Origin of the sequence: Allorhodopirellula solitaria, assembly GCF_007859855.1 — a bacterium.
Classification (GTDB): Bacteria; Planctomycetota; Planctomycetia; order Pirellulales; family Pirellulaceae; genus Rhodopirellula; species Rhodopirellula solitaria.
In genome coordinates this window covers 17,849-44,767 of sequence record NZ_SJPK01000020.1, presented here as the reverse complement: position 1 = coordinate 44,767, position 26,919 = coordinate 17,849, and the positions used below count along the sequence as shown (strand labels likewise).

General features: G+C 58.9%; 17 protein-coding genes. 12 read left to right on the top strand and 5 right to left on the bottom strand.

The window, feature by feature from the left end:
• Window positions 1-80 precede the first annotated feature (80 nt).
• Window positions 81-623: a ferritin gene (locus tag CA85_RS22205; RefSeq protein ID WP_146393549.1), complete on the bottom strand. Its 543-nt coding sequence runs from the start codon at window positions 621-623 to the stop codon at window positions 81-83.
• A gap of 641 nt (window positions 624-1,264) precedes the next feature.
• Here CA85_RS22205 and rnpA point away from each other — a divergent pair.
• From rnpA to CA85_RS22165, 8 genes are all read left to right on the top strand, one after another.
• The gene (rnpA, locus tag CA85_RS22200; protein ID WP_315852732.1) at window positions 1,265-1,630 is read left to right on the top strand and encodes a ribonuclease P protein component; all 366 of its coding nucleotides are present in this window, start codon (window positions 1,265-1,267) and stop codon (window positions 1,628-1,630) included.
• A 194-nt stretch (window positions 1,631-1,824) separates the two neighbouring features.
• Entirely contained in the window at window positions 1,825-3,360 is a 1,536-nt protein-coding gene (locus CA85_RS22195; protein WP_146393548.1) for a circularly permuted type 2 ATP-grasp protein, read from the top strand.
• A gap of 261 nt (window positions 3,361-3,621) precedes the next feature.
• Entirely contained in the window at window positions 3,622-4,569 is a 948-nt protein-coding gene (locus tag CA85_RS22190) for an alpha-E domain-containing protein (RefSeq protein ID WP_146393547.1), read from the top strand.
• 50 nt (window positions 4,570-4,619) lie between these two features.
• On the top strand, window positions 4,620-8,027 hold the full coding sequence (locus CA85_RS22185; RefSeq protein WP_146393546.1) for a transglutaminase family protein: 3,408 nt from the start codon (window positions 4,620-4,622) through the stop codon (window positions 8,025-8,027).
• Window positions 8,028-8,266: 239 nt separating this feature from the next.
• The gene (locus CA85_RS22180; RefSeq protein WP_146393561.1) at window positions 8,267-10,867 is read left to right on the top strand and encodes a circularly permuted type 2 ATP-grasp protein; all 2,601 of its coding nucleotides are present in this window, start codon (window positions 8,267-8,269) and stop codon (window positions 10,865-10,867) included.
• A gap of 2 nt (window positions 10,868-10,869) precedes the next feature.
• A complete protein-coding gene (locus CA85_RS22175; protein ID WP_146393560.1) occupies window positions 10,870-11,772 on the top strand; it encodes a transglutaminase family protein in 903 nt (300 codons plus the stop codon).
• Between the two features lie 35 nt (window positions 11,773-11,807).
• Window positions 11,808-13,088, top strand: a complete 1,281-nt coding sequence (locus tag CA85_RS22170; protein WP_146393545.1) for a BaiN/RdsA family NAD(P)/FAD-dependent oxidoreductase — start codon at window positions 11,808-11,810, stop codon at window positions 13,086-13,088.
• 657 nt (window positions 13,089-13,745) lie between these two features.
• Window positions 13,746-15,236: an aldehyde dehydrogenase family protein gene (locus tag CA85_RS22165; protein ID WP_146393544.1), complete on the top strand. Its 1,491-nt coding sequence runs from the start codon at window positions 13,746-13,748 to the stop codon at window positions 15,234-15,236.
• Window positions 15,237-15,262: 26 nt separating this feature from the next.
• Here CA85_RS22165 and CA85_RS22160 read toward each other — a convergent pair whose 3' ends face one another.
• A complete protein-coding gene (locus tag CA85_RS22160) occupies window positions 15,263-16,594 on the bottom strand; it encodes a sodium:calcium antiporter (RefSeq protein ID WP_146393543.1) in 1,332 nt (443 codons plus the stop codon).
• Between the two features lie 485 nt (window positions 16,595-17,079).
• Between CA85_RS22160 and CA85_RS22155 the strand changes: the two genes are divergently transcribed.
• From CA85_RS22155 to CA85_RS22145, 3 genes are all read left to right on the top strand, one after another.
• On the top strand, window positions 17,080-18,276 hold the full coding sequence (locus tag CA85_RS22155) for a prenyltransferase/squalene oxidase repeat-containing protein (RefSeq protein WP_246113070.1): 1,197 nt from the start codon (window positions 17,080-17,082) through the stop codon (window positions 18,274-18,276).
• 148 nt (window positions 18,277-18,424) lie between these two features.
• Complete coding sequence (locus CA85_RS22150) at window positions 18,425-20,239, top strand: peptidylprolyl isomerase (protein ID WP_146393542.1); 1,815 nt, start codon at window positions 18,425-18,427, stop codon at window positions 20,237-20,239.
• Window positions 20,240-21,153: 914 nt separating this feature from the next.
• Window positions 21,154-22,713, top strand: coding sequence for a peptidylprolyl isomerase (locus CA85_RS22145; RefSeq protein ID WP_246113069.1), 1,560 nt, complete (start codon window positions 21,154-21,156; stop codon window positions 22,711-22,713).
• 14 nt (window positions 22,714-22,727) lie between these two features.
• Here the strand turns inward: CA85_RS22145 and CA85_RS22140 are convergent, their stop codons facing one another.
• Genes CA85_RS22140 through glyA form a run of 3 tightly spaced genes read right to left on the bottom strand, consistent with a single transcriptional unit; the run spans window position 22,728 to window position 25,556 of the window.
• Window positions 22,728-23,843: a hypothetical protein gene (locus tag CA85_RS22140; protein WP_246113068.1), complete on the bottom strand. Its 1,116-nt coding sequence runs from the start codon at window positions 23,841-23,843 to the stop codon at window positions 22,728-22,730.
• A gap of 22 nt (window positions 23,844-23,865) precedes the next feature.
• On the bottom strand, window positions 23,866-24,294 hold the full coding sequence (locus tag CA85_RS22135) for a response regulator (protein ID WP_146393540.1): 429 nt from the start codon (window positions 24,292-24,294) through the stop codon (window positions 23,866-23,868).
• Entirely contained in the window at window positions 24,294-25,556 is a 1,263-nt protein-coding gene (gene glyA, locus CA85_RS22130) for a serine hydroxymethyltransferase (RefSeq protein WP_146393539.1), read from the bottom strand. Before glyA ends, CA85_RS22135 begins: the two co-directional genes overlap by 1 nt.
• A gap of 159 nt (window positions 25,557-25,715) precedes the next feature.
• On the opposite strand from glyA, the gene CA85_RS22125 reads away from it, so the two are divergent.
• On the top strand, window positions 25,716-26,885 hold the full coding sequence (locus tag CA85_RS22125) for a lactonase family protein (RefSeq protein WP_146393538.1): 1,170 nt from the start codon (window positions 25,716-25,718) through the stop codon (window positions 26,883-26,885).
• Window positions 26,886-26,919: the final 34 nt, after the last annotated feature.

Here is a 26,919-nt window from a genome sequence, read left to right as displayed (position 1 = left end):
GTCATAAGGCCCGCGGCTCGCCTTGATGGTCCAGCGCCGGCTGGATCGCTGGACGACGTCGACGGGCGGTCGACTGATTTTTACAACACTTCGTCGCGGGGCAGTGTGGCTTCCTGTGATGCAGTGGCTGTGTCGCGGTCGAACTCGTAGAGCCCGGCGTTTCCCGTCTCTTCCCCTGCTGCCAGATTGTATTTGTCGAGCAGTTCGTTGATCAGGGTTTCCTCTTCAATCTGCTCCTTGACGAACCATTGGCCGAAGCTGAACGTTGCCCAGTCCTTCTCTTCGTGGGCGAGATGGACAATCTCGTCGATGGCTTTTGAATTGTTGATCTCATGCTGGAGTGCCTGTCGCAGGCAATCGCCCAAGTCTTTCGGGTCAGCCGGCGGGGCCTCGATCGCCGCGATCCGGGCGTGGCCGCCCCGGTCATTGATGAACTTCAGAAACTTGGACATGTGCATGCGTTCCTCTTCCATGTGCTTGTAGAGGAACTCTGAGATCCCGGTGAAACCGTTAACCTCGGCCCACGAGGCATAGGCCAGATATACCTGGGCCTGGTAGGCCTCGCGAGTCATCTGGGTGTTCAACGCCTTCTCCATCGCTTCTGAGATTCGTTTCGTTTTCATAGTCAACTCCTGTTGCTTAATTCGTTCAAATGCCAAGTGGGCGGGGGACTGCCGTCCACATCCCCACATCCCAGCAAGCCCCAACCGCAGCAAATACTGGGCCGATTGCGTGCCAGATCTTCTCCAGGCGGCGGGCGTGCCGGCGCGTGCGATTTTCGCGATCCAGCCTTTGACGAGCGGCGTTCCTAGGTGATGCCATGGCGAGCTCGGTAGTGGACGAGCCGACGAGTCCCCAATCAGCTGCGAATATCTTGGAAGAGATGATAGGAAATCGCCTTATCGTCAACGAAGTGCCACCTACGGTTTTTCGTTGAAGATGGAGCGTCGACCCCGAAGTGGGTCGCAGACCCCGTCGTGAATGATCTTCAACCCCATTCGGGGTTGGCACTCGTGTTTCGCGGCGTTTCCGGTGGTATTCGCTTGCGCTCGACCACGGGCTATTCTCTTCAACGCCGTCGGCGTAGGAAAACTTGTGGGCAAAGGACAGCTCGTCCGCTACGGGAAGGGAGCGGCAGAATTTGGTAGGGTACGGCTTCTGTGCACATGGACTCGTCGCCTCGTCCACTACGGGAAGGGAGCTGCGTTCTGGTAGCTCCAGTCATAACGATATCACTCTCTCCGATCATCTCGATGGTTACCGCGTGTCGATACTGAATCAGCAATTCCCCAAGTCGATGCGAGTCGTCAAGGGTGACGATTTTACGCGGGCGATCCGCCAGGGCGGGTGTGCTGCCGATGGCACGATCGTTGTGTTCGCGATTCCGCGTGCGAAAGAGCTCGAGGGGCCGACGCGGCTGGGTGTAACGATCCCCAAAAAAACCGGCAACGCTGTTGTTCGCAACCAATGGAAGCGTTTGATCCGGGAGTCCTTCCGCACTCAGCGACCTCGGATCCCCGCCGGATTCGATCTGGTAGTGCGTCCCAAGAAGGACGCAATTTTAGATGGGAGCATCATCCGCAAGGGGCTCCCGCGCTTGGCTGGCAAGGCGATTCAGCGAATCCGCTGAGCACTCCCTCGCAGGTCGGGGGGCATGTTCGGCACCTCAGTCAATGGTTTGTGTATCCCCGCAGGGCCTTTGTTGAACATTCTCGCATCGATCCTGCCGGACAGCTCTCAATGGGGTACACTACCAGCACTTGAGTACCGAAACCTACCACGTTGACAGAGGCGGACTGTTCGACGCGAGAGATGGATCTATCTATGCAGTCGCAGTCACAAACCCAGTCGCAGTCACAAACTCAGACCTCCGATGGTGGTCCCGCAGACGAGATCCCCCGGCTGAGCGGCTATCAGAACGAGGGATTCTATGATGAGGTCGTCACGCACGATGGAGTCGCTCGTCCGGATTCGGTTGCGTTGGTCGACCTGATCAACCGACTACCCGTCGGCGAATTGATGCGTCGGCAGCGAGCGATTGAGCGATCGCTCTATCAGAAAGGGATCACGTTCACCGTCTACAGCGACAATCAGGGCACTGAGAAAATCATGCCGTTTGATATCGTGCCGCGAATTCTATCGGCGGCGGTGTGGGCGGACATCGAAGTAGGTTTGAAACAGCGCATCCGCGCATTGAACCGATTCCTCGACGACGTATACAACGAACGTAGGATCATCAATGAGGGCGTGATTCCTGCCGGGATCGTGGACTCCTGTCCACATTATCTACCGCAATGCCGAGGACTGAAGCCCCCGGCGGGTGTGTGGTGTCACATCACGGGCACCGACTTGGTGCGTGATAATGAGGGCGAGGTATTCGTGCTCGAGGACAATCTGCGATGCCCTTCGGGTGTCTCGTATGTGCTGCAGAACCGTTCGGTGATGAAGAAGAACTTCCCACGCGCCTTCGCCGATTCGAGCGTCCGTCCGGTCGATGACTATCCGGCCCGGCTGTACCACATGCTACGCAAGATGGGCCCTGGCGGGATGCTCAACCCGACGGTCGTTGTCTTGACGCCAGGCGTTTACAACAGCGCCTACTACGAACACTCCTTCCTCGCTCACCAAATGGGCGTGGAACTGGTCGAGGGACGTGATCTCTTGATTGAGAATGACCGGGTGTTCATGCGAACAACCGATGGATTGCAGCCCGTCGATGTCATCTACCGCCGCGTCGACGACACCTTCCTCGATCCCGAAGTCTTCAATGAAGATTCGGTGCTCGGAGTGCCCGGGCTGATGCGAGCTTATCGATCTGGAAACGTGGCCCTCGCCAACGCACCTGGGACAGGTGTCGCTGATGACAAGGTCGTTTACGCGTTCGTCGGTGAGATGATTCGGTTCTATCTCGGCGAAGAGCCGATTCTGAACAATGTCCCGACCTATCTATGTGAGCGAGCCGAGGACCGCAAGTATGTGCTCGCGCACCTCGACGAACTCGTTGTCAAAGCGGCGGGTGAATCGGGTGGTTACGGAATCCTGATTGGCCCCCATGCCAGTCCGGAACAGCGGGCAGAGTTTGCCGAGAAGATTCGGGAGAACCCGCGAAACTATGTCGCTCAGCCCACCTTGCAGCTATCACGTGTGCCCACGATGGTCAGCGACTCGCTCGAGGGCAGGCATGTCGACTTGCGACCATACGTGCTCTGTCGCGGTCCCGATGACGTCTGGGTATTGCCGGGTGGACTAACCCGCGTGGCATTGAAGAAGGGTTCGTTGGTGGTGAATTCCTCCCAGGGCGGCGGCAGCAAGGACACCTGGGTCGTTGCCAGTCCCGGCCAGAGGATCGCACAGCCCTAGCTCGGTCGCCACCATGGATCGCGATCAGCCCCGAGCTTGCCTGCCATGGATGGGACGTCCAACCAAGCATTCTGCCGCGCAAACGAGTGCCTGCCGCCGAGAGCTGGAAAGTGTGGCAAAGTTCACCACCGGAAGGCGATTGCAATCCCGAAGCTAATCTGACTCAGCTCATAGACCACACTCACCCGATTGCCTGAGCGACTGGGTTTTGCGCCAAAACATCTCCGTTTTTCTCCCTCTCAAGTACAGCCCACTCCAACCATGCTTTCCCGCGTCGCTGAATCGGTCTATTGGATGAGCCGCCAAATCGAGCGAGCTGAGAATATCGCTCGGTTTCTCGAAGTCACGTTGCACCTGATCCTGGATCAACCTGAAAACCTGGTGGACCCCTGGGACCCGTTGGTTCGTGTGACCGGTGATGATGAGTGGTTCAAGAAAAAGTACGGCTTGCCCAACCAAGAAAACGTGGTTCAGTTTCTCGCATTTGATGAAGAATACCCACACTCGATGCTGACATGCCTGCGGACGGCGCGCGAGAACGCTCGTGGCGTTCGCGAAAAGCTATCGTCCGAAGCCTTTGAACAGATCAACGAATTCTATCTCTTCGTCAACGACGCTTCACGCAACGAATCGCTGGACCGAACGAGTCAATTTTTCGACGATATCCGTCAACACGCGTTGCTGTGGAGCGGTGTCTTCGCGAGCACGATGGCGCAGGACACGACGTGGCACTTCGCCAACGTCGGACGGATGCTCGAACGGGCCGACAAGACGTCGCGGGTGCTCGACGTCAAGTACTTCAACCTGCTACTGAGCGTGGATCATGTCGGCACGGCGATCGATGATTTGCAGTGGTCGGCGTTGCTGTTAGCCATCAGCGGGATGGAAGCCTATCGTCGCGACCACCACGACATCGACCTCGAGAATGTGATCGCTTTCTTCCTCTTCAACCGCACCTTCCCCCGCAGCGTCCATCATTGCATCGCCTCGGCGGGTTGGTCGCTCGGTGAGATCGATAATTGCTCGCGAGCCCATGAAGCGAGTCAAACGAGCAAGCAGTTGGATGTGCTCCAACATCGACTCGCCAATACCCGTGTCAAGGAAGTCCTCGCTGGTGGAATGCACCAGTTCGTCGATGGCGTGCAACGCGAGGTCAACGAGATCGGCAACTCGCTCGCTGAAGATTTCTTTCAAACCTCCCATCAATAGCTCGCCGACGGGACCCTCGTCCGCTTTCCTCCTCTCCCCTTGGTTCACACATGACGATCCGCGTTGCCCTGCATCACAAGACGTCGTACCAATACGACCGCCAAATCATGCTTGGACCGCAATTGGTGCGGCTGCGTCCAGCCTATCACGGGCGGACACCCATCCCCGCCTACAGTTTGACAGTTTCCCCGAAGGAACACTTCGTTAACTGGCAACAGGATCCCTTCGCCAATCCCGTCGCGCGATTGATCTTCGAGAAACCGACGGATCACTTCAGTGTAACCGTGGATCTGGTTGCGGACATGACCGTGATCAATCCGTTCAATTTCTTCGTCGACGACGCGGCCGGTGAGTTCCCCTTTCAATACGATGCCGAGACGCGCCAGCAATTAGCGAGTTACCTCGAGCCAGGCGAGTTGACGCCGGCGTTGGAAAAGTGGCTAGATTCGCTGCCAAAATCCAACGACCGCACGATCGATTTCATCGTCGAGATTAATCGCGCCGCTCAGCAAAAAGTCGACTACAAGATTCGGCTCGAACCGGGGATGCAGACCCCCGAAGAAACGCTCACGCTATGCAGCGGATCATGTCGCGATTCCGCTTGGATGCTGGTCGAGACGTTCCGTCAAATGGGATTGGCAGCACGGTTCGTCTCGGGATACCTGATTCAGTTGGCAGCGGACCAAGAATCGCTCGATGGGCCATCCGGCCCGACCGAAGATTTCTGTGACCTGCATGCGTGGACGGAGGTTTATCTTCCAGGCGCCGGATGGGTGGGCCTCGACCCAACGAGCGGCTTGCTCGCGGGCGAAGGGCACATCCCTTTAGCGTGTACCCCGTCGTACTCCGGCGCCGCTCCGATCAGCGGCGGACATGAACCCTGCGATGTTTCGTTCGAACACGAAATGAGGGTCACCCGCATCCACGAAGACCCGCGGGTAACCAAGCCGTACACGGATACGACTTGGCAGGAGATTTTGGCTGCGGGCGATCAAATCGACGAGCAACTCGCCGCCGGTGACGTGCGGTTGACCATGGGCGGCGAACCCACGTTCGTTTCGATCGACGACATGGACGATCCGCAGTGGAATACGGATGCCGTTGGTGAAGACAAACGGGTCCTCAGCAATGTGTTGCTCAAACGGTTTCGTGAGAAGCTCGCTGCGTCGGATCAGATTGGCGGCGGAAGTTTGCTGCACTACGGTCAAGGAAAGTGGTATCCGGGCGAGCAGCTGCCGCGTTGGGCCCTGACGTGTTTGTGGCGACGCGATGGTGAGCCGATTTGGCGAGACGAGAAATGGCTCGCCGATGAGGGACGCGATTATGAGCACACCCACGAGGACGCACGGCGCTTCATCCGGACGCTCTCACGCGAACTCGGGGTCAGCGCGAAGATGACGTTCCCGGTCCATGAAGACATTTTTCACTACCTGTGGAAAGAAGATCGCTTGCCGGTCGATATCGATCCCTCCGACCCGCGCCTAAACGATCCAAACGAGCGGGCGATGCTGATGCGCACCTTCGGCAATGGTCTCGGCACGCCCGTGGGGTATGTGCTGCCGTTGCGGCGGGCATGGTGGCAGGCCCAACCGGGATGGATGGGTGGCAAATGGCCGGTGCGCAGCGAGAAGATCTACCTGATTCCGGGTGAGTCGCCGATTGGTCTGCGTTTGCCGCTGGATAAATTGCCGGCCGAGTCAAGGAGCGCCGCGGCGTTCTACTCCGTACCGTTTGATCCCACGATGCAACACGGTCCGCTGCCCGTCGCCGAGCGCAGCGGTGCCGAGCAAGACGACATTCGTGGGAACGAGAGATACGTCGCGGCCCGCCAAGGCGGGACCGGCGGCGGACAGACGGGAGGCCCCAATGAGAATGTGACCGCACCGGTCAATGAGCAAATCCTCGACGACGTCGACGAGGACGATTTGCCAACGCATGACGATGTCGTGCACACGGCGCTGTGTGTCGAAGCCCGCTTCGGCCGGTTGCACGTGTTCATGCCGCCTGCCCAGCGTCTCGAGGACTACCTCGATTTGGTTTCCGCCGTGGAACAAACCTGCGAGATGACCGAACTGCCCGTCGTTGTCGAAGGCTATTTGCCACCGGCCGACGAACGCATGGACTACTTTAAAATCACTCCTGACCCCGGCGTGATCGAGGTCAATACCCAGCCCTCGGCAACATGGCGTTCGCTCGTCAAACTCACCGAGACGCTCTACGAAGAGGCGCGCTTATCACGGCTGGGGACAGAAAAGTTTGACCTCGATGGCCATCATACCGGCACCGGCGGCGGCAATCACATCGTCATGGGCGGTGCCAAGCCGGTCGACAGCCCATTCCTGCGGCGTCCAGACCTGTTGGGAAGCTTGATTCGGTTTTGGCACAACCACCCGTCGCTGTCGTACCTGTTCAGCGGCAAGTTCATTGGTCCGACCAGCCAAGCGCCGCGGATGGATGAGGCACGGAGCGATTCCGTCTACGAAATGGAGATTGCTCTGGAACAATTGCCGCCGGTCGGTGCGGACATTCCGCCATGGCTGGTCGATCGGTTGTTCCGCGATCTGCTCGTCGATACTACCGGCAACACCCACCGCGCTGAGATCTGTGTCGACAAGCTGTACTCGCCTGATAGTTCCACGGGACGGTTAGGGTTGGTCGAGTTGCGCGGGTTCGAGATGCCTCCACATGCTCAGATGAGCTTGGCCCAGCAGCTCCTGATCCGCGCCATCGTTGCATCCTGTTGGGAGAAACCCTACACCGATCCATTGGTCCCTTGGGGGCCGATGCTCTACGACCGTTATCTGCTGCCGTACTTTGTGTGGCAGGATCTACAGAGGTTGACCGGTGAGCTAGCACGATCGGGGTCGCCGGTACGCGCCGAGTGGTTCGCGCCTCACCATGAGTTCCGTTTCCCCATGATGGGTGAGCTCGCCGTAGACGGCGTTCGACTGGAGCTTCGCAGCGCGATCGAGCCTTGGTACGTGATGGGAGAGGAAGCAGGTGCGTCCGGCACCGCTCGGTTCGTCGACTCGTCGCTCGAGCGGCTGCAGATTCTCGTCGAGGGCATCGACCCGAATCGCTACGCCGTCACCTGTTCGGGACGGCGTGTGCCACTGCACCCAACCGGGGTGACCGGACAAGCGGTCGCGGGGGTGAAATATCGAGCCTGGCAGCCGCCACGCTGTCTCCACCCCACGATCGGGATCCAGACCCCGTTGCGTTTCGACTTGATCGATTTGAAGGCGCAGCGAAGCGTGGGCGGTTGTACGTATCATGCGGTCCATCCCGGTGGCGTGTGTAGCGATAACTTCCCCATCAATGCCAAGGAAGCAGAGTCACGCCGGACAGCGAGATTCGACCCGTTCACCCTGACTGGCGGCGAGATTCGGGTGCCTGATTTGCCGGCCACGAACGGATCCGAGCCGTACCCGCTTACAATGGACTTGCGTCGGCGCTAGAATAAGGGGTCAGGCGTTCTCGCGATTCAGGCGGTTGGTTGAAGGAATACCAACAGAGAGCTGGCGCGATTCCATATGCTGCTACTTCGTAACGGTCGATCGATTGATGTCGGGTTGGCCGAGGCAAGGAGTCCTCGTAGTAGGGGCTCGTTTCCTTGGTCACTGCCAACCGCGACACCGATCCTCGGCCGGTCCTGTCGCGGCTTTTCCTCTGGGAACCGATCACATTGTCGACATCCATGGCAGCGCCGTTTTCGCTGGCTCATTGCGAACAACCGGCAGGTCGCTATGACGAGTGCCGCAGTGAAGAGGGGCACATCCGCCCGCACTGGGCAACGATCGAAAGCATGCTCAATCGGATCGGCGCCAGCGGTCTGAACGACCGGTCACTGCAGATCGAACAGCTGATACGCGAACACGGGCTGACCTTTCAATTCGATGTCGATCAGAAACCGGGGCAACTCGGTAGTGTTCCGGTGGCGTTGGAGGATCAGGATTGGACGGGATTGTCCGCCGGATTGGCTCAGCGGGTACGTGTCCTCGAAGCCGTGCTCGACGATTTGCTCGGTCCACAAACACTCATTCGTGAGCGGATCATTCCGCGAGAGGTTTTGTGGGGCAACCCGTTTTTCTATCGCGCGTTCCATCAGTTGCAGCGAACGGAGGAATCGGTATCGGAGGAGTCCGCCGGAATCGGGGCTGTTTCTCGGTCCAAGCGGTTGCACGTCACAGCGTTTGATGTCGTCCGCGGCGATAGCGGGCGGTGGTGGGTGACGGGCGATCGCACACGCGCCCCGAGTGGACTGGGGCATCTGCTGGAGAACCGGATCGTGCTCAGCCGGGCACTGCCGCACGCTCACCGCAGCGCCAACGTGCGCCGCTTGGCCCCCTTTTTCAAGTCGCTTCGTGAGCACTTTCGCGCACTGACGCCGCGAGCGATGGAGAATCCACGCGTCGCATTGCTGACGCCGGGAGCCGGCAGTTATCGTGAATTTGAAGATTCGTATTTGGCACGGTATCTCGGCTATACCTTGGTGCAAGGCCGCGATCTCGCCGTCCGCGGAGAGCGTTTGAACCTCAAGACGCTCGGCGGGTTGTTGCCGATCGAGGTGCTGTGGAGGCACGTTTCCGATCAGAACTGCGACCCTTTGGAACTCGATCCAGCCTCACTCGAAGGTTGCACGGGATTGCTGCAGACGATTCGCGACGGGCACGTCTCGGTCGTCAATTCGATCGGGGCCGCCATTGCCGAGATGCCCGCACTGCTGCCGTTTCTCGATGCCTCGGCGAAAAAATTGTTGGGAGAAGAATTGATTCTTCCTAGCGTCGCGACCTATTGGTGTGGGGACGAACAACCATGCCGGTTCGTCCTGAATAATTTGGACAAGCTCATTATTCGCAGTGCCCACTGGGTTAAAGAATTCGAACCGATGATCCCGGAGCAGATGACCTCGCAACAGCGTGGTGAATTGCGACGCCGGATCAAAGCGCAACCGCATCGATACGTTGGCCAGGAGCGGTTGTCGCATAGTCTCACGCCTGTGTGGAGCGATGGTCAGCTGCAGCCTTGGCATTTCACGCTCCGGTCCTTCCAACTGCAGACCGCTGACGGTGTCGAAGTCCTGCCCGGTGGTTTGGCGCGAGTCAGCCCAGCACCCGAACTGCTCGGTGGGTCTGCTCGATCGGGGCTTATGACTCAAGACTGTTGGATCGTTAGCGATGAGCCGGTCGACCATGAGGAAACGTTGCTGACGGCGGAGTCCCAGACGATTCGGTTGCGGCGCGGCGGCGCGGAATTGCCTAGCCGTGTGGCGGATCACTTGTTTTGGCTCGGCCGCTATACCGAGCGATGTGAATCCATTGCCCGCTTGCTACGGACAACCCTGACACGGCTTGCCGGCGAAGACGAACTCGATGAACTCTCAGAGATGCCACGGTTGATCCATGCCCTCGCCGCGATGGGTCAGTTGGAGCCGGACTATGCGATTGAAGGACTCAATGGGGCGATGCCGCGGCCCGATGTGATGCTACCCGATAGCGTGTTCGACTGTGGGACGACGCGGGGGCTGCAGTCCGCAGCCGTGGGCGCCCTGCGCAATGCCTCGGCCGTCCGGGACCGGATCCCACTCGATGCCTATCGGATTCTACGGAGCTTGCATCATGAGGTGGTCGTGCAAGGCCGACCTCGTGGCGGTGATGTGATCTCTGCGATCGAGCGACTCAACCGCTGCGTCACGTTGCTACTCGCCTTCAGTGGCTTGGCAGCGGAAAGTTTGACACGGACTCACGGCTGGCGTTTTGTTTTACTGGGCCGACGAATTGAGCGGGCACACCAAACCGCCGAATTGTTGCTCGCAACCATGGCCGAACCGATGAGGGATGAGAGCAGCCTGTGTGAAGCAATCCTCGATGCAACCGATAGTCTGATGACGTACCGCTCGCGTTATCTATCCATCACACAGCCCGCCCCCACGATCGATCTGTTGGTGACCGATGAGTCCAACCCAAGGTCGTTGCGATTCCAAATGCAGGACATCGAACAGGTCCTGCTCGAACTCCCAACGTCCGCAAAACAGGTGGGACTCGGCGAAGACGAACGCATTGCTGCGGATCTGACGCGCCGCCTCTTGGTCGCCGATATCGCGAACCTGTGTCACTGTGAGCCCGACATGAAACGGGTCGCACTGGCGGCGCTGCTCGATTCGGTCTGTGCGACGATGCCGAAACTCGCCAACGCGATCGAAGCTCGTTACCTGATCCACACGTCCGTCTCGCAGTCGTTGACGGGCGAGCCAGACAAACACGCGCCGTTGGCCTTTTCACCGATGAGCCTGCCGTGACGATGAAATCTGCTGAATACCAAATTGTCCACGAAACATCCTACCGGTACAGCGAGCCCGTTGCGCTGTGCCAAAACCAACTTCGCATGCGGCCGCGAAACCACTCACACCTGGTTTGCCACTCCTGTGAGGTGGCGATCACACCCACGCCAACCTCGCTGCATCAGCACACCGACTACTTTGGGAACGTGGTCGATTCGTTCTCGATCGAGTCGCTGCATCAGTCGCTGCAAGTGCGCGTCGCTAGCCGGGTGACCGTGTCCATTCCCAGCGACGAGAATCTGTCGGGCGCGCCGGACTGGCGAGAGCTGATTGGGGTGATTCGACGCGGTGAGCAGCCCGCCGATTGGCTGGCGAGCGAATACACATTCGCCTCGCGACGCATCGAGCTTACCGATATGTTCGCGGACTATGCACGCAAAGTCATGCAGCCTCATGCGAGTGTGGTCGATGCCGTGCAGGCGCTCACTGTACAAATCAACAACGATTTCCGGTACGACACCCAGGCCACGGATGTAAACACCTCGACCGAGGAAGCGTTCATCCAGAAGGCAGGCGTTTGTCAGGATTTTGCTCATATCCAGATCGCGTGTTTGAGAAGCCTTGGCCTGGCCGTCCGGTATGTCAGCGGCTACCTGAGAACCTACCCACCACCGGGCAAACCCCGACTGGTCGGTTGCGACGAATCGCACGCCTGGATCGGCGTTTACGCCGGCGAAAAAATCGGCTGGGTTGACTTTGACCCCACCAATGCGGTTCGCGCGGGCACTGATCATATTCCGATGTGCTTGGGACGCGACTACGACGACATCAGTCCGATGCGGGGGATCGTGATGGGTGGCGGCAAGCCGATCTTAAAGGTCAGTGTCGATGTGCTGCCCCTCGATTCGTCACCCACTGCATAATCGCTTTCCGCTTCATCAATACTAGCAACTCACCCATGTCTCATTCGCCCCGCATTATCGTGATTGGCGCTGGTGCCGCTGGGATGATGGCCGCTGCGGCCGCGGCGGGGAGTGGAGGCGACGTCACCGTTCTGGAGAAATCCTCGAAAACAGGTGTAAAAATCCTGATGTCGGGCGGTACACGCTGCAATTTGACTCAGGACACCGACTCACGCGGCATCACGAAAGCATTTGGCCACGCCGCACGATGGCTGCAACCGAGTGTAGGGAAGTGGTCACCGACGGATTCCATCGAGCATTTTCGAACGCTCGGAGTGCCTACCAAACGCGAGGAGACGGGCAAGATCTTCCCGCAGAGCAATCGGGCCATCGATGTTCGCGATGCCTTACACCGAGACATGATCGAGGCCGGCGCTCGGTTGGAGCTCGCATCGGCTGTGCAGGGGATTCGGCCCGGCGCGGACGGTCAATGGATTGTCACGGTGCAGTCCTCGGCGGGGCAACACGAACTCACCGCCGATCGTGTCATCGTCACGGCGGGCGGACGCAGCTGGCCCGGATGCGGCACGACCGGTGACGCGTATGGCTGGCTATCCGAGCTCGGGCATACGATCGTCCGCCCACGACCTGCCTTGGTCCCCTTGGTCGGCGGTACCGAATCGACACGCGCTCTCTCGGGGTTGACGCTCGAAGACGTTGTCGCGGAAGTTCACAAGGCGCCGAGCCAGTCGTCCAAACGACCTCTCGTGCAACGCCGCTCGTCATGGCTGTTCACGCACTTCGGGTTCTCCGGGCCCGCGGCGATGGATGTCAGCGGCACGATTACAGCCGCGCCGGCCTTCGCTGACACCCGTTTGCAATTGGACCTCGTCCCGGAGCTCAGCGAATCGCAATTGCGTGAATTGCTGTCACAGCGGAGCGGGAAGGAGGGGCGGCAGAACGTAACGTCGATCATCAGTCGATGGTTGCCGTCTCGGCTCGCCAGCGAGGTCGCCATCGCCTGCGGCGCCAAGACCGCTAGCGGTGAGAAAACAGTCGCAGAGTTCTCCGCGGCTTCAGGAAACCGCTTGGTCGAGCACCTCAAACGCTGGCAATTGCCCGTCCACGACACACGAGGATTTGCCAAAGCCGAAGTGACCGCAGGTGGCGTGACCTTAGCCGATGTCGACCCACGGTCGATGCGTTCGCGACGCGTCGAGGGACTGTTCATCGCAGGAGAAGTCTTGGATGTCGACGGATGGATCGGAGGCTACAATTTCCAAGCCGCCTTCAGCACCGGCCGAGCTGCGGGATTGGCCGCCGCGGATTCCCAGTAGGTGCCGGTAGAGGACGGGACCCAGAATTGTGGATACCACGTTCATCCGGATCCCGCGTGGGCTCGTCCGACGGGGCTCCCTGTTGATTGAGCCGAGACGCGTAAGGAACTCGGGAGTGATCAGTGTCGTATTGAACGAGGAAACGAGCTGTTGAATTTCCATCAATATCCCGTCAGGGATTTCAGAGAATAGACGTAGGTCAGCGCAGCGCCACCTACGGTTGTTCGTTGGCGATGGAGCGTCGCCCCCGAAGTGGGTCGCAGACCTCGCCGTGAATGATCTTCCACCCCATTCGGGGTTGGCTGTCGTATCCGGTGGTGTTCGCTTACGCTCAAACCACGGGCTATTTTCTTCGACGCCTCGGCCGTAGAAAACTCGTGGGCGATCAACAGTTCGGCGCGTCGTCCACGACGGAGGAACTGTCGCATTGTTCGCCACCTATCGGTCACGCGACGCGCCAGCGGCTGGGCGGGCAATTCGGTTTCGCGAAAGGTTTGAGAACGTTATACTCAGCGGCTATCCGAAAAGCGGACTGACCCATTGGCAGCGAATCGCTGCATTCGGTTATCAATGGTCTCGCCTGAGCGGGCCAGCCCCCCTTTTCCGACGGCTCTAAGCTGCCACGCGACCGCACCCTTTCCCCACGAGGCGAAATTCATGAGTGTCACTGCCCCTACGAAGCTGCTTCCTGAAGTCGAAGCATTTTTGAGCCAGAGCCCTTACCCCTGTTTTGTGGGAGGACAGAATTTTCCTGCCGCATCCGGGGACACGATTGCTACGATCGACCCGGGGTCTGGGGATCAGATCGCCGAAATCCATGACCTGAGTGCTGACGAGGTAGATCGGGCTGTTGAAATTGCTGCCGGTGCCTTTCCGGCCTGGTCGGCGCTCTCGCAAAAGGATCGCGGGGCAATCCTTATGCGGTTGGCCGATGCGGTCGAGCAGCACAAACCGGTCATCGCTCAAATTGAAGCACTCGACGCTGGAAAAATCGAAGCCCAGGCTCAGGGTGATGTGCAGAACCTAGTCGATACGCTGCGATACTTTGTTAAGCTCGCTGGCAATGTCGAAACGCGTGAGAAGATCGATGCCCCCGGTTTCGATGCTTGGAAGTACCGACAGCCCTGGGGTGCGTGCGCTTTCATCTTCCCCTGGAACTTTCCCTTCCTATTGATTGGTTGGGGGATCAGCCCGGCGCTCGCCGCAGGTAATACGGTGGTGATCAAGCCTGCTGAGGACACGTCACTCTCAGCGATCTATCTGGCTCGCTTGGCTAAAGAGGTTGGCGTGCCCGATGGTGTCATCAATGTGATCACCGGAAGCGGTGCGAGGGCCGGGGCGGCGTTGTCCAACAATTCCCAGATCAAACGCATGTCCTTCACCGGATCACCGGAGGTCGGCCGGATGGTCGGCGAAGCCTGCGGGCGTAACCTCGTCCCAGTGAAACTCGAACTCGGTGGCAAAGGCGCCGCTGTTGTCTTCGATGACGTTGATGTCGCCGAGACCGCTGAGAAGCTGGTCAATGCCATCACGTTTCACTCCGGTCAAGTCTGCTGCGACGCGACGCGGTGGCTGGTCCAGGACACGATCTATGACGAATTTGTCCAGGAGTGCACGACGAGAATGAAAAAGTTGCGAGTCGGTCACCCACTCGACCCGGCCAGTGACATGGGACCGGTCGTCAACGCGAAACAATGCAGCCGCGTGCTCGGATATCTCGAGAAAGGCCAAAGCGGTGGCGCCGAGTGCCTGTGCGGTGGAGACGAAGCCGAAGTCGAGGGGTTCACCGGGCATTACATCAAGCCAACCCTGCTCGCCGGATCGCTCGACAATGTGGCCGCCCAAGACGAGATCTTTGGGCCGGTCGCCTACCTCACCAAGTTTGCGAGTGAGGATCAAGCGATCGAAATGGTCAATGACACCGACTACGGCTTGGCCAACAGCGTCTGGACCGAGGACGACAAGCGTGCCGCTCGCGTTGCCGAAGCGATGGTCGCTGGTAATAGCTGGATCAATGCGCACAACGTATTCGCCCAAGGCGTACCGTATGGCGGCGTCAACAAGAGCGGGATGGGTGGCGGGGTGCTATCACCTGAAACGCTGATGGACTACTACCGCAGTACATCGGTCGTCCGACCGCTCGGTTGATTGACACGCCGATCGTCGACGCCAGATCACCCGAAGGCCGGTAACCATTGCAGCAGACTCTGCAGCTGCACCGAAAGGGCCTCAGCGGCGATTGAACCTCGACTGCGGGCAACGATGTAAGATACGAACACCAGGTACAAGGCCAACAGCAGCAGTGCTTTGCCTCGTCCCATCCGCACGTACGTCACACCGTTGCCCGTTACACCCCGGCGACCAATGAAGTAGATGAAAAAGCTGACGATCGTGAGCCCCAACAGCAGCAGTCTCAGTTCGCCACTCTCGGCAGCGATCTCTGCTGGCATTTCGATCGGTCCGTTTATCAAGGTGAACAGAAACAGCGGAAAACCGAGGGCAAAGCAAATGTCGAAGATATTGCTTCCCAGCGCGTTGGCAACAGCGTCGTCGTAATCACCATCGCGTGCGTCTCGGATCGACATGACGAGATCCGGCACGCTCGTTGCCATCGAGGCGAAGATCACCGCCACGAACATCGGGGGCATGCCCATCCCCGTCAGCTGGTTGCCAAACAGCGTGTAGTGGGGCGCCTCAACACTGCCCGTCCCCAACCACTCGCAGGCTTTCACCAGCATCCAACACGAGATGCCGATCATCGCCGTTGAGGTCAATAACAGTGGCCACCCGTTCCAGGTTTCCTTGGTGATCTGTTCCCGCTGCTTGTCACCGATGAACATACTCTCCAAATCCATCAAGGGCCCGAGGGACAACCAATACACCAGGCCGCCGAGGATTCCTCGTGATTCGATCTCGGGTTCCTCCACTTGTTCGTGCGCGTGCTCGTTCGGTAACGCGTCGCTGTTCGCTAGTGCGTCGTCGTTCGTCAGTGCGTCGCTGGGTTGCATGGAGCGGCGCTGCATCGATAGCAACATGAATCCGAAATATGCTGCGTACAGCGCGATCAGGACCAGTCCCTGCCACCAATGAAGTTTCTGGCCGTTGATCAGCAGGATCAAGATGAATTCGCAAAAGATCAGCGACAGCCCGTCCCGGAGCAACACTTTGGTGGACACGTGCACCGAAGCGACTCGGACGCCCATGATCACGGTTCCCACCACGGTCATGATGCAAGCGGCAGGGATGATCATGCCATTGAACATCGCGCTGCCCGCTGTCGTCCCGATCCCGATCGCGAAACCATCTCGATCCGAGAGCACAAAGAGTGCGATCAGGGTGGTGCAGAGTTCTGGGATCGAACTCGAGATCGCGTTGATTGTGCCGCCGCGGACCCCCTCGGACATGTTGCGGCCGATATACTCGGACGCGATCTCAAAGCCATCGCATGCTCGCCAAATCAGCAGGCAGGTGAAGGAAATGAGAATCAGCGGAATAAGAATACCCATGTAGACCCAATAACCAGACAAAAGCGGAGGCGGCACCGTGGAATGCGGCGCCAAGTTACCAGCCTGTTGTTGCCTGTCAATTCTCCGCTGGCGATCGTTCGCCCGTCACGGCCATTCGCTGCCGCTGCTCGTCAGCGTCCTGCCCATGTGGAGGCCATGCGGCTTTTCAGTGCCCTGGTCGCGACGATTGGTCTGGCGTTTGCTAATCCCATGGAAGTGACCTGTCGCGAGGGGATAGAAATCCGTCCCTTGCGAACCTCCCTTGGCCTCCTAATTGCGATCGTTCGGTCGATCGACACGGGGTTTCCATTGCGATCAACCTGAGCACTGCATCCCCCTGGAAGCGGACGTGAGACACTGCCTTGCAAACGGTGTAAAATGCGTCATGCGGTGCGGAAATTCCGCCGCAGCCGGCCCGCCCACCTCACCAATCCGCTTTCCGAAAAAGACTTCCTTCCAAGAATCTCTCGTTTAGGAAAAAGAAAATGCGTTTTAGCAACAAATCCCTGCTCGTATTCACGCTCTGCATGCCCGGACTCGTCAGTTCGCCAGCTGTGCAGGCGGAGACACCGAGCGACACTGCCAATACGGCTCAGGATGCGGCGAACCTCGATGCTCGGATCGATCGCATGGCCGATCGCGGGATCGAGTTCTTGCGAACACGAGGCCAGAGCGACAACGGCGCCTTCAGCGGTGCGACTGGCGCCGCGGTGACGGGCCTGTGCGTGCGAGCGATCCTCGAACATCGCCCAGCAGCACTGCAGGCCGATCCCGTTGTCAAAGATGCGTTGAAGTACGTCGAGTCAATGGTCCGTCCCGATGGCGGGATCTACGAGATCGGTTCGAAACACCGAAACTACGAGACATCCACATCCGTACTGGCACTCATCGCAGCCAACGAGGCGAACGACGAAACGGCCTCGGGCGGGGCAGGGAAATACGACAGCATTCTCAGCCGCGCGGAGGCCTTCCTCAAAGACATCCAGTGGGACGAGGGAGAAGGGCTGACGCCGGCCGATCCGGCCTACGGCGGCGCGGGCTATGGCAGCCATTCAAGGCCCGACCTATCCAATACCTCGTTCATGCTCGATGCCCTCCATGAGCTCGGAAATGATGCCGAAGATGAATCGATTCAGAAAGCACTCAGGTTCGTGGCACGGACCCAGAACTTACCGGCCGCAGACGATATGCAAGCTGTCAACGATACAAAGTACGCTGACAGAGTCGGCGATGGCGGGTTCTACTACACCCCTGCCGCGGGCGGCCAGAGCCAAGCCGGCGAGGCAGGGGCGGGCGGATTGCGCAGCTATGGCTCGATGACGTACGCCGGCCTGAAAAGCATGATTTATGCGGGTTTGACCCCGGAAGATCCTCGCGTTGAAGCGGCACTGGATTTCATCCGCAAAAACTACGCACTCGATACCAACCCGGGCATGGGGCCCCAAGGACTCTATTACTACTACCACACCTTTGCGAAATCACTCGATGTGGCGGGGATCGAAGTCATCGATGTCGAGGGCGGAACGGTGCACGATTGGCGTGCCGATCTCGTCAATCAACTCGAGTCCTCCCAACAGGATGACGGGTCGTGGGTCAATCGCCAGAGTGATCGGTGGATGGAGGGTGACCGCCAACTCGTCACCGCCTACTGCCTGTTGGCGCTGGCACACGCCAAGAAGTAGCCAGATCCGACTTGAGGAAATTTTCGGATTTCTCTAAAGTTCGCGCGATGTTGCCGCATTTGCAACTCGCTCGGTCACCGATGACCAGCGAAAATGGATTGCAATCGGCTCGATCTTTCGAACCGCTCGGATAAAGGAGTGTCCGCCCATGTCGACCTTGCTCGAATTCTGTACACGATTTTCGCATTTGACCTCGCACCGTCGATGCGCGTTTCGCTCGCTCGGGTTGACTGCGGTGCTGTTGGCCGTCTCGGTCACGGGCGTGCAGCCACGAACCCACGCGGCGGAGTCATCCGTTGTCGCCGTCGTCAACGCCGACCCGATCAGTCGCGACGCGCTTGCCACCGCTTCGCTCGAGCGATACGGGGCGGACGTGCTCGACAATCTCGTCAACCGCCACCTGATCATGCAGGAATGCAAACGCCGCGATATTGTCGTGACAGGCGATGATGTGCGTGCCGAGATCGTTCGCGTGGCCAAAAAGTTTGCTCTCTCGGTGGACAGTTACCTGCAGCTGCTCCGCGAAGAACGCGACATCACTCCCGACCAATACAGCAACGAGATCATCTGGCCCATGCTGGCGCTGCGTAGCCTCGTGGCCGATCGCGTGGAAGTCAGCCAAGAGGAGTTCAACCGAGCATTCGTCGCCCAGTTCGGCGAAGCCGTCAAATGCCGGATGATCATGATCGGCGACCAAGAAACGGCCAACCAAGTCTACGCTCAAGCCAAGGCCGCACCGCAAAACTTTGTCCGCTTGGCCAAAGAGTACAGTGAAGACGAAACCAGCGCCAGTGTCGGCGGCTTGATCCCGCCAATCCGTCGCTACATGGGTGATTCTCGCCTCGAGGAAGCCGCCTTCGCGTTGAAGGATGGCGACGTCTCGCCGGTGATCCAAATCGGCGATCAGTGGGTGTTCATGCAAGCGGTGCGACGAATGCCCGCCAGCCAACCGAGCCCGCAGGCGCTGCCAGTCATCAAAGAACAAATCAATGACCAAATTCGCGACGAAAAGATGAAAGGAGCTGCGGCTGAATTGTTCGCCAAGCTGCAGAAAGACGCCCAAGTCGTCAAGGTACTCGGCGTTCCCGAAGCGGAAAAACAGTACCCCGGAGTCGCGGCCATTATCAACGGACAACAAGTCACGATCGCGTCGGTCGCTGGCGAGTGCATCAAGCGGCACGGTGAAGCCGTTCTCGAAGGTGAAATCAACCGAAAACTGCTGACACAGGCTCTCAAGCAGGCTGGCAAAACGGTTTCCCAGCAAGACATTGATGAGGAAATCAATCGCGCCGCGGTCAGCTATGGATACGTTCGGGAGGACGGAGCAGCCGACGTGAACGCTTGGATGGAAGCTGTTCTGACGCAAGGTGAAACCACACGAGAACTCTACGTGGAAGATTCGGTTTGGCCGAGCGTCGCTCTGAAATCCCTTGTGGAAGACGGAGTGAAACTCACGCCGCAGGACATCGAACATGGTTTTGCATCGGCTTTCGGTCCGCGTGCTGAAGTCCTGGCGATCGTGCTGTCCGACCAACGCACCGCCCAGAAGGTCTGGGAACTCGCTCGTGACAACCCCAACGATGAGTTCTTCGGCCAGCTCGCAGAGCAGTACAGCATCGAACCCACCTCCGCCAGCAACTTCGGAAAAGTCCCCCCCATTCGCCAGTTCGGCGGCCAGGGCTCGATCGAGAAAGAAGCGTTTGCGATGAAAGCGGGCGAACTCAGTGGAATCGTAGCCACCGGCGACAAGTACATCATCATGCGGTCGCAAGGTTTCACGGATCCCGTCGTCGATGACATCGAAGCCGTTCGGGGAGAACTCCAACGCGACCTGCTCGACAAGAAGATCAACATCGCGATGGGCCTAAAGTTTGATGAACTCAAGCAATCCGCCCAAATCGACAACTTCTTCTCGGTGGCTCAGGAACAGCCTCGCGTAGCCACACGGCCTGAAGCTCGCTGAGCTCCGCGGCACCGACAACCGACGCAGCGGGCAAACCGCCGAGCCACCTGCGGGGGGCTGTCGAGTCATTGAGCCGATACGCGTGAAGAACGCGGGACAAATATCGCATCGGAGAAGGCAACGAGCTGTTGATTCCCCACAAAATCAGATCCCCTGTCAGCTTGCCTGACAGGAATCGTCGTTTTGTGATCAGAACATTGGAGCGTTCACCCCGCTCCCATGCGGACTTGCCTCGCAGGACAGCAGAGTCTGTCGGCTTGGCTTCCTGTCAGACAAGCTGACAGGGCAACGCGTGACGATGCTGCGGTTTTCAATTTTCAAAACATCGCTTCGGCGTGTGGCAAGCACGCAGGGGAGCAAACTTCTGGGGGAATCAACAGCTCGTCCACTAGCGAAAAGATCTCGCGATATCCGGCCCGAATTGTTCACGCGATAGATAAGCAGTCGGGTGGGCGGCGTCACTCGGGGCCTTACGGCCAGTGCCATCTACCGTCGACCGCGAAGCGGTCTTGGTACCCCGACGCGTCAGCGAGGACCACGTGTTCGCCACGCAAAACACTGCATTTTCCTCGGTGACCGCCGTGTTGCCATCGGGATGATGCCCCGAACGGTGGCAAAATCGATGGCCCTGGCCTTATGGCCCTCGGCTCACCATTGCGGAGCCAACGTCGATTAAATCGTCTACCGGCCGGGCCCTGAACCCCTGTTGATTCCGCGTCTATCATCCCTGTTGGGATCCTTGATGGGGAAGCAAGGGCTACCTTGCGTAGCCCGCTCCCGATTCGCCATTCGTTGATTTAACGGCGCCATGAAAAGCGGGGCATCAGAGATCGCAAAACACTTCTGCCGGTGCGTGCGTAGCAGGCGAGTGAGGACCGCTTTGGCCTCATCTGCCTGCCCTTGCAATCCATTCAATGCCTGTGTTTACGCCGTCTTTTGAACAGAACTCTGCCGCCGCTGAGGCTGAAAATCCCCGGGCTTTCTGCATCGGTCCACGGATCGCGACTTGGGGCGGATGGATCATTTGCATGGTGCTGGCGCTCGGCCCGGCTTCAGCCCAGGAGGCCGCCACCGCTCCGGAGGCGGCCGAAATGGACTCAGCGTCGTCTGCTGCTGAGACGCCTGTGGACGCGGCCGGGCCCGAGACAACTCCGGAGACTGCGGACACGGACCAGTCTGCCCCCTCGGAAGCTCCCAACGCGCACAATCACGACTCGCATGATCACGGCTCGCACACCCACGAGTCGCAGTCACAGGACGAAGGCACCGCCCCGAGCGAGCTGGTGCGGGACGACCCTAGAAAGATCCAAGAAGCTCTCGAAGCACTACCCGACGACGTGCGTGCCGACGCTGAAGTAGCCTTGGAACGCTATCGTGAATCAGAAACCACCCTCGCCGCAGCAACGCTCGCCCTCCGCAGCGATCAGCTGCGATACCGCAATGGTATCGACCAATCACCCGATGCGGCTGATCGATTTCGATTGCAGCGGCACCGCACCTGGGAATTGTTGAAAGAGCAGTTCACCAATGCACTCGATCTGATCCGTTATGTACCGAGTATCGAAGCGGCGAGGTATTTGGTCACCATGGTCCAGTACCACCTCAAACACGACATCTATGACGCGGAGACCTATGAGGCGGCAGCTAGGCTGCTCGACCTTGGCCAAAACTATGAATTCCTGTTCCTCGCCGCTGGCCGTTCTGCCGTGGTAGCGGGCCAGTTCGAAGCCGCCAAGAACATCTACGAAGTCCTCGACAATGAAGGCTTGGAGGATGTGGACCTGCGACTGAAACACCAACTCGATATCCTCGAGGAACAGTACGAAGAGGAACAAGCAGCGATCGAAAGCACCGACGCGGACACGCTGCCGCAGGTTCGATTCGAAACGACTCAAGGCGACGTGCTCATCGAGCTTTTTCCCGACGCGGCGCCGTCCGCGGTAGCGCACTTCCGGAAATTGATCGAAGACGGCTTTTACGAAGGCCTGGACTTCTCGATGGTCTCGCAGAATCTACTGGCCATGACAGGCGACTCGTCGGGCGACGGGCGGGGCAACTCGGGGCAGTTTCTCGTCGACGAGCACGGCCGGGATGAGTCCCGCCATGGGCTACGTGGATCCGTCGTGATGGCCAAGCTCCCTATTGGCGAAGGCAAATTCATCGAGAACTCGGGCAGCTCGCAGATCGCCATTTTGTTCCTGCCGATCCCTGCCATTTCCGATTCTCAATCGGTCATCGGCCGAGTGATCCAAGGGATGGACGTGGTCTCCAAGCTGCGACGAATCGATCCGACGAAAAAGAAGGAGAAGAATCAGATCCAGCTGCCGCCCGACGCTGTACTGCGCACGGAGATCGTCAGATCGGGGCCCGAACTCCCTGAACCGGGGTACGTCGATCTCGAAGCCGAAATCGAGAAGGCCGTCCAAGCGGGCCTGCTCAAACCCAAGGGCGCAGCGGGTTCACCAGCCCAATGATTCGGCGTGTGGCCTCAAAGTCGCCCGACGCAGGGCAGGTTCAATAATTCGGCCACTTCAGGGTCGAAGGTACCGAGCAAGTCGCGTGGTTGTTCATGGACCAACGTGGAGAGCATTCCGGTGAAGTGATCGAGGTCCGGGTCGAGCCGCCGTGACAGAATCTCCTCCACGTCCGCCGTCACCGTTCGCAAGGGGTCAGCGGTAAAGGATGAGGGTGGCGGTATCTCGTTAAACTCCTCGATGGCATTCTCCAACCAACTGTCCACCGCGATCGCCGACGCACCGAGCGCGATCGTTTTCACTGAATCGGCGACTCCAAGTGTATTCTTGCCGAGCGATTTAGGAGGAGCGAGCCAGATCGGGACCTTCTGGATCGTTTCGACGCGGCTGACCAACCGCTGTGTGAACTGAGCGAAAGCGACTCCGGTCATGCGAATCTGGCCCAACCGGATCAAGATCGCATCTGGACGTGCGGCAATGAGATCGGCGAGGTGATCGTCGATCCATTCCGGTGTGACGCTGATCACGATCGCAGCATCGGGAGCGAGCACTCGCAGCTGGGCCACTTTCGATGACAAATTCCCCAGCTCCGAAACGTCCGGGGGCAGCGTCATTGCTGGAATCCATCCACCACCGGACAGAGGCTGGTCTTCCGGTGTGGCTTCCCAGCGTCCTAACTGCATGGCGGAGTAGGCAAACCGGCCGGAATGGTCGCGCCGCGGCGAAAGCTGCATGTCGACGGCCATCGCATGGTCGAAATCGACATCGGCGAGCCCGTAGCGTTCGTTGCGATAGGGAAGCATCCGTGGGATCCCGAGCTCGCTATCAGTCGGCTCACGCTGTGAATGCTGGGCAGCCGCAGACGGATCGTCGGAAGACTCGCTCTCGGACAGATCGGTCAACGGGTTGTTCCGCCCCAATTCACTCTCGAGCGCCGAGACGAGCAATCCTCGTGACTGCATCGCGAGAAAAATCGCTTCGGCAACGAGCGGCGGCCAGGTATGCCAGGGCGGCGTATCCCAGAACAGCGGGAGCGGGAACAGAACCGGCGCCCCGACTTGCCGCGAGAGCAGCATGTCGGCTGGCGCAGGTGAAATTCCGCGGCGAACCTGCCCGATTTTCGGAGGCATCAGGCACAGCGACTCGAGCACCTTACCGCTCTTCCATCTCTTGGATGTATTGCCGCAATCGCTCCAGTTCGTCGGTCGTGCCCTTGAGTTTGAGCATATTCTCGACGCGTTTGACTAACTCAATACGATTGACGGGCTTGCTAAGAAAATCGTCAGTACCGGCCGAAACCGCTCGCTCGATATCACCGAGCTCGCTCAGCGCCGTCACCATCAAAATCATGATTTGACTGGTCGCCGGGTTCTCCTTGATCTGCTTGCAGACCTCGAATCCACTCAGTCGCGGCATCATCACATCGAGCAGAATCAAATCGGGATGAAACGATTCCACTTTGGCAAGAGTATCGGCGCCATCGATGGCGGTTTCGAGTTCGCATTCAACGCGCACCAGATAAGCTTCGAGCAGCTCACGGTTGGCGGCGTTGTCATCAGCGATCAAAATGCGTCTAGTCATCAGGCAACACCACAAGTTTGACCGGAGGCAGCGGGGACGGGGAAATTCGTGCACATCTCGCGAATCTCACCACGAATCGATTCATGCAGTGCGCTGTCCTCGGGATTGCTGAGCGATTGATGGATCCAGTTCCCGATCCGCTGCATCTCGGTTGTGCCCATGCCGCGTGTCGTCAATGCGGGGGTACCGATTCGAATACCCGAGGGGTCCATGGGCTTGCGTTGATCGAACGGGATCATATTCATGTTAACCGTGATCCCGCAGGCATCGAGAACCGCTTCGGCTTGCTTTCCGCCCAATCCCACCGTGGTCACATCGACGAGCACGAGGTGATTGTCGGTGCCGCCACTGACGAGCCTCAATCCAGCTGCCATCAAGGTATCGGCGAGCGATTTGGCGTTGTCGACCACGGCTTGCCCGTAGGCGCGGTACGCGTCCGTCATCGCTTCGCCGAAACAAATCGCTTTGCCGGCGATCACATGCATCAATGGCCCGCCCTGGGTCCCTGGGAACACGTTCCGATTGACCAGCGGCAGGTTTTCAGATTTGCAAAGAATCAAACCGCCGCGTGGGCCGCGAAGCGTTTTGTGCGTCGTCGTGGTGACGTAATCGGCCAGCGGGACGGGGTCGTCGTGGATCTTGGCCGCTACCAAACCTGCATAGTGGGCCATGTCGACGAGCAGCTTCGCGCCGACTTCATCAGCAATTTCCTTGAACTTCGCATGCGGAATTTCGCGAGGGTAGGCGCTCGCCCCCGCCACGATCAGCTTCGGTTTGTGCTCGCGAGCCAACTTGGCAAGTTGGTCGAAATCCAGTCGGTGGTCCTTCTCGTCGACCCCGTAGCTGACGAAATTATACAGCCGGCCGCTCATATTCAGCTTCATGCCGTGCGTCAGGTGGCCGCCCTGCGCCAAATCCAATCCCAGCACCGTGTCACCCACGTCGAGAGCCGCCAGGTAAACCGCAGCATTGGCCTGCGATCCGCTGTGGGGCTGGACGTTGGCGGCCTCAGCCCCAAAGAGTTCCTTGGCACGGTCGAGAGCCAAGGATTCCACCACGTCGACGTACTGGCAACCGCCGTAATAGCGACGCCCGGGATAGCCTTCGGCATACTTGTTCGTCAGCACGCTGCCGGCCGCTTCCATGATCGCTTTGCTGGTGTAATTCTCACTGGCAATCAACTCCAAACCCTCTTGTTGACGGGCGGCTTCAGACTGCATGGCTTCCCACAGGACGGGATCTTGGGATTCAATCGTGCTCATCGACGTGTTTTCGGTGTTTCTTGGGGCAGGGCGGCATGGAAAGGTGCCAAACGAAAGATTGATTGTCGGTGGCAAAGCCGTGAGCGTCAATGACGCTCCTAGAGAGTACAATGTCGGGCACATTCTGCCCATTTCCTCCGCCTGACAAGGTTTCTGTTGATGATTCGCATTCGCTCTCTGGCGTTCGTACCCGCTGTTTGTTTTCCTCTGGTGGCATCACTCGCCTCAGCAGAGACTGTCGACGTATGGTTCGGCACCACGACGCCTCGGCGAGGCGAGAGCCGTGGGATCTACCACAGCTCATTCGATACCGAGACGGGCAAGCTCACGCGACCGACCCTCGCGGCGCAGTGCGACGGGCCAGGGTTCCTCGAACTTCACCCCGACGGCAAAACACTTTACGCTACCGGCAAACCAGGTTCCGCCGACGGGCCACGCGACGCTGTATCGGCGTTTCGAGTGAGCGGAGATGCCGGCACCAGAGAACTGGAGTTCATCGCTGCCGCTGGGACGGGAGACGGCGGCGCTGCCCACGTGTCGACCGATCATGCTGGCAAGGTGCTCTTGTCGGCTCAGTACGGTGGTGGTTCGACGTCGCTCTACCGGTTGGCCGCCGACGGCAGCATCGGTGCATTGGCAGAGGTCAAGGAACACGCGGATCTGCTGCCGAAGGTTGGTAGCGGAGTTGTCGAAGGCCGCCAGAACGCATCCCATGCGCACTGGACCGGAACGTCTCCGGACGACCGATTTGCCTTCGTACCCGACCTGGGAATGGATCGCGTTGTGATCTGGAAACTCGATGCCGACAAACCGTCGCTCACCCATCACGGCTTCGGCGTCTGTCCTCCCGGCGGTGGTCCGCGGCACATGAAGTTTGGCACCGATGGCTCGAAGATTTACGTGCTCAATGAACTGGCACTTTCGATCACAGTGTTTGACTACGACACAGAAAAGGGGGAAATGACTCCGGTGCAGACGATCCCAACACTGTCGGACGAGATCAAGGCAAAGGAGAACTTCAATAGCGCCTCCGAAATCCGCGTGCACCCCAGCGGACGGTTTGTCTATGCCGCTAACCGGGGTCACGATAGCATCAGCGTGTTCCAGGTCGACGACACCGGTAAGCTCGAGGCTGTCGAAGTGGAATCCATTCGTGGCGGTTGGCCACGTAATTTCAATATCGATCCGAGCGGGAAGTGGCTAATCGCCGCTGGTCGTGATAGCAATACCGCGACCGTATTCGCGATCGATGCAGAGACCGGTGAGTTGACATTTACCCGTCAAACCCAGTCTGTCCCCACCCCCATCTGCGTGCTATTCGCTAAGTAAAAGCCCGCCGCCATCGAAGCCCGCCGCCGCATCT

Excerpts from the sequence above, each read along its gene's own strand:
- CA85_RS22205 (WP_146393549.1), bottom strand. The coding sequence starts at position 623 with ATGAAAACGAAACGAATCTCAGAAGCGATGGAGAAGGCGTTGAACACC.
- CA85_RS22195 (WP_146393548.1), top strand. The coding sequence starts at position 1,825 with ATGCAGTCGCAGTCACAAACCCAGTCGCAGTCACAAACTCAGACCTCC.
- CA85_RS22190 (WP_146393547.1), top strand. The coding sequence starts at position 3,622 with ATGCTTTCCCGCGTCGCTGAATCGGTCTATTGGATGAGCCGCCAAATC.
- CA85_RS22185 (WP_146393546.1), top strand. The coding sequence starts at position 4,620 with ATGACGATCCGCGTTGCCCTGCATCACAAGACGTCGTACCAATACGAC.
- CA85_RS22180 (WP_146393561.1), top strand. The coding sequence starts at position 8,267 with ATGGCAGCGCCGTTTTCGCTGGCTCATTGCGAACAACCGGCAGGTCGC.
- CA85_RS22175 (WP_146393560.1), top strand. The coding sequence starts at position 10,870 with ATGAAATCTGCTGAATACCAAATTGTCCACGAAACATCCTACCGGTAC.
- CA85_RS22170 (WP_146393545.1), top strand. The coding sequence starts at position 11,808 with ATGTCTCATTCGCCCCGCATTATCGTGATTGGCGCTGGTGCCGCTGGG.
- CA85_RS22165 (WP_146393544.1), top strand. The coding sequence starts at position 13,746 with ATGAGTGTCACTGCCCCTACGAAGCTGCTTCCTGAAGTCGAAGCATTT.
- CA85_RS22160 (WP_146393543.1), bottom strand. The coding sequence starts at position 16,594 with ATGGGTATTCTTATTCCGCTGATTCTCATTTCCTTCACCTGCCTGCTG.
- CA85_RS22155 (WP_246113070.1), top strand. The coding sequence starts at position 17,080 with ATGCGTTTTAGCAACAAATCCCTGCTCGTATTCACGCTCTGCATGCCC.
- CA85_RS22150 (WP_146393542.1), top strand. The coding sequence starts at position 18,425 with ATGTCGACCTTGCTCGAATTCTGTACACGATTTTCGCATTTGACCTCG.
- CA85_RS22145 (WP_246113069.1), top strand. The coding sequence starts at position 21,154 with ATGCCTGTGTTTACGCCGTCTTTTGAACAGAACTCTGCCGCCGCTGAG.
- CA85_RS22140 (WP_246113068.1), bottom strand. The coding sequence starts at position 23,843 with ATGCCTCCGAAAATCGGGCAGGTTCGCCGCGGAATTTCACCTGCGCCA.
- CA85_RS22135 (WP_146393540.1), bottom strand. The coding sequence starts at position 24,294 with ATGACTAGACGCATTTTGATCGCTGATGACAACGCCGCCAACCGTGAG.
- glyA (WP_146393539.1), bottom strand. The coding sequence starts at position 25,556 with ATGAGCACGATTGAATCCCAAGATCCCGTCCTGTGGGAAGCCATGCAG.
- CA85_RS22125 (WP_146393538.1), top strand. The coding sequence starts at position 25,716 with ATGATTCGCATTCGCTCTCTGGCGTTCGTACCCGCTGTTTGTTTTCCT.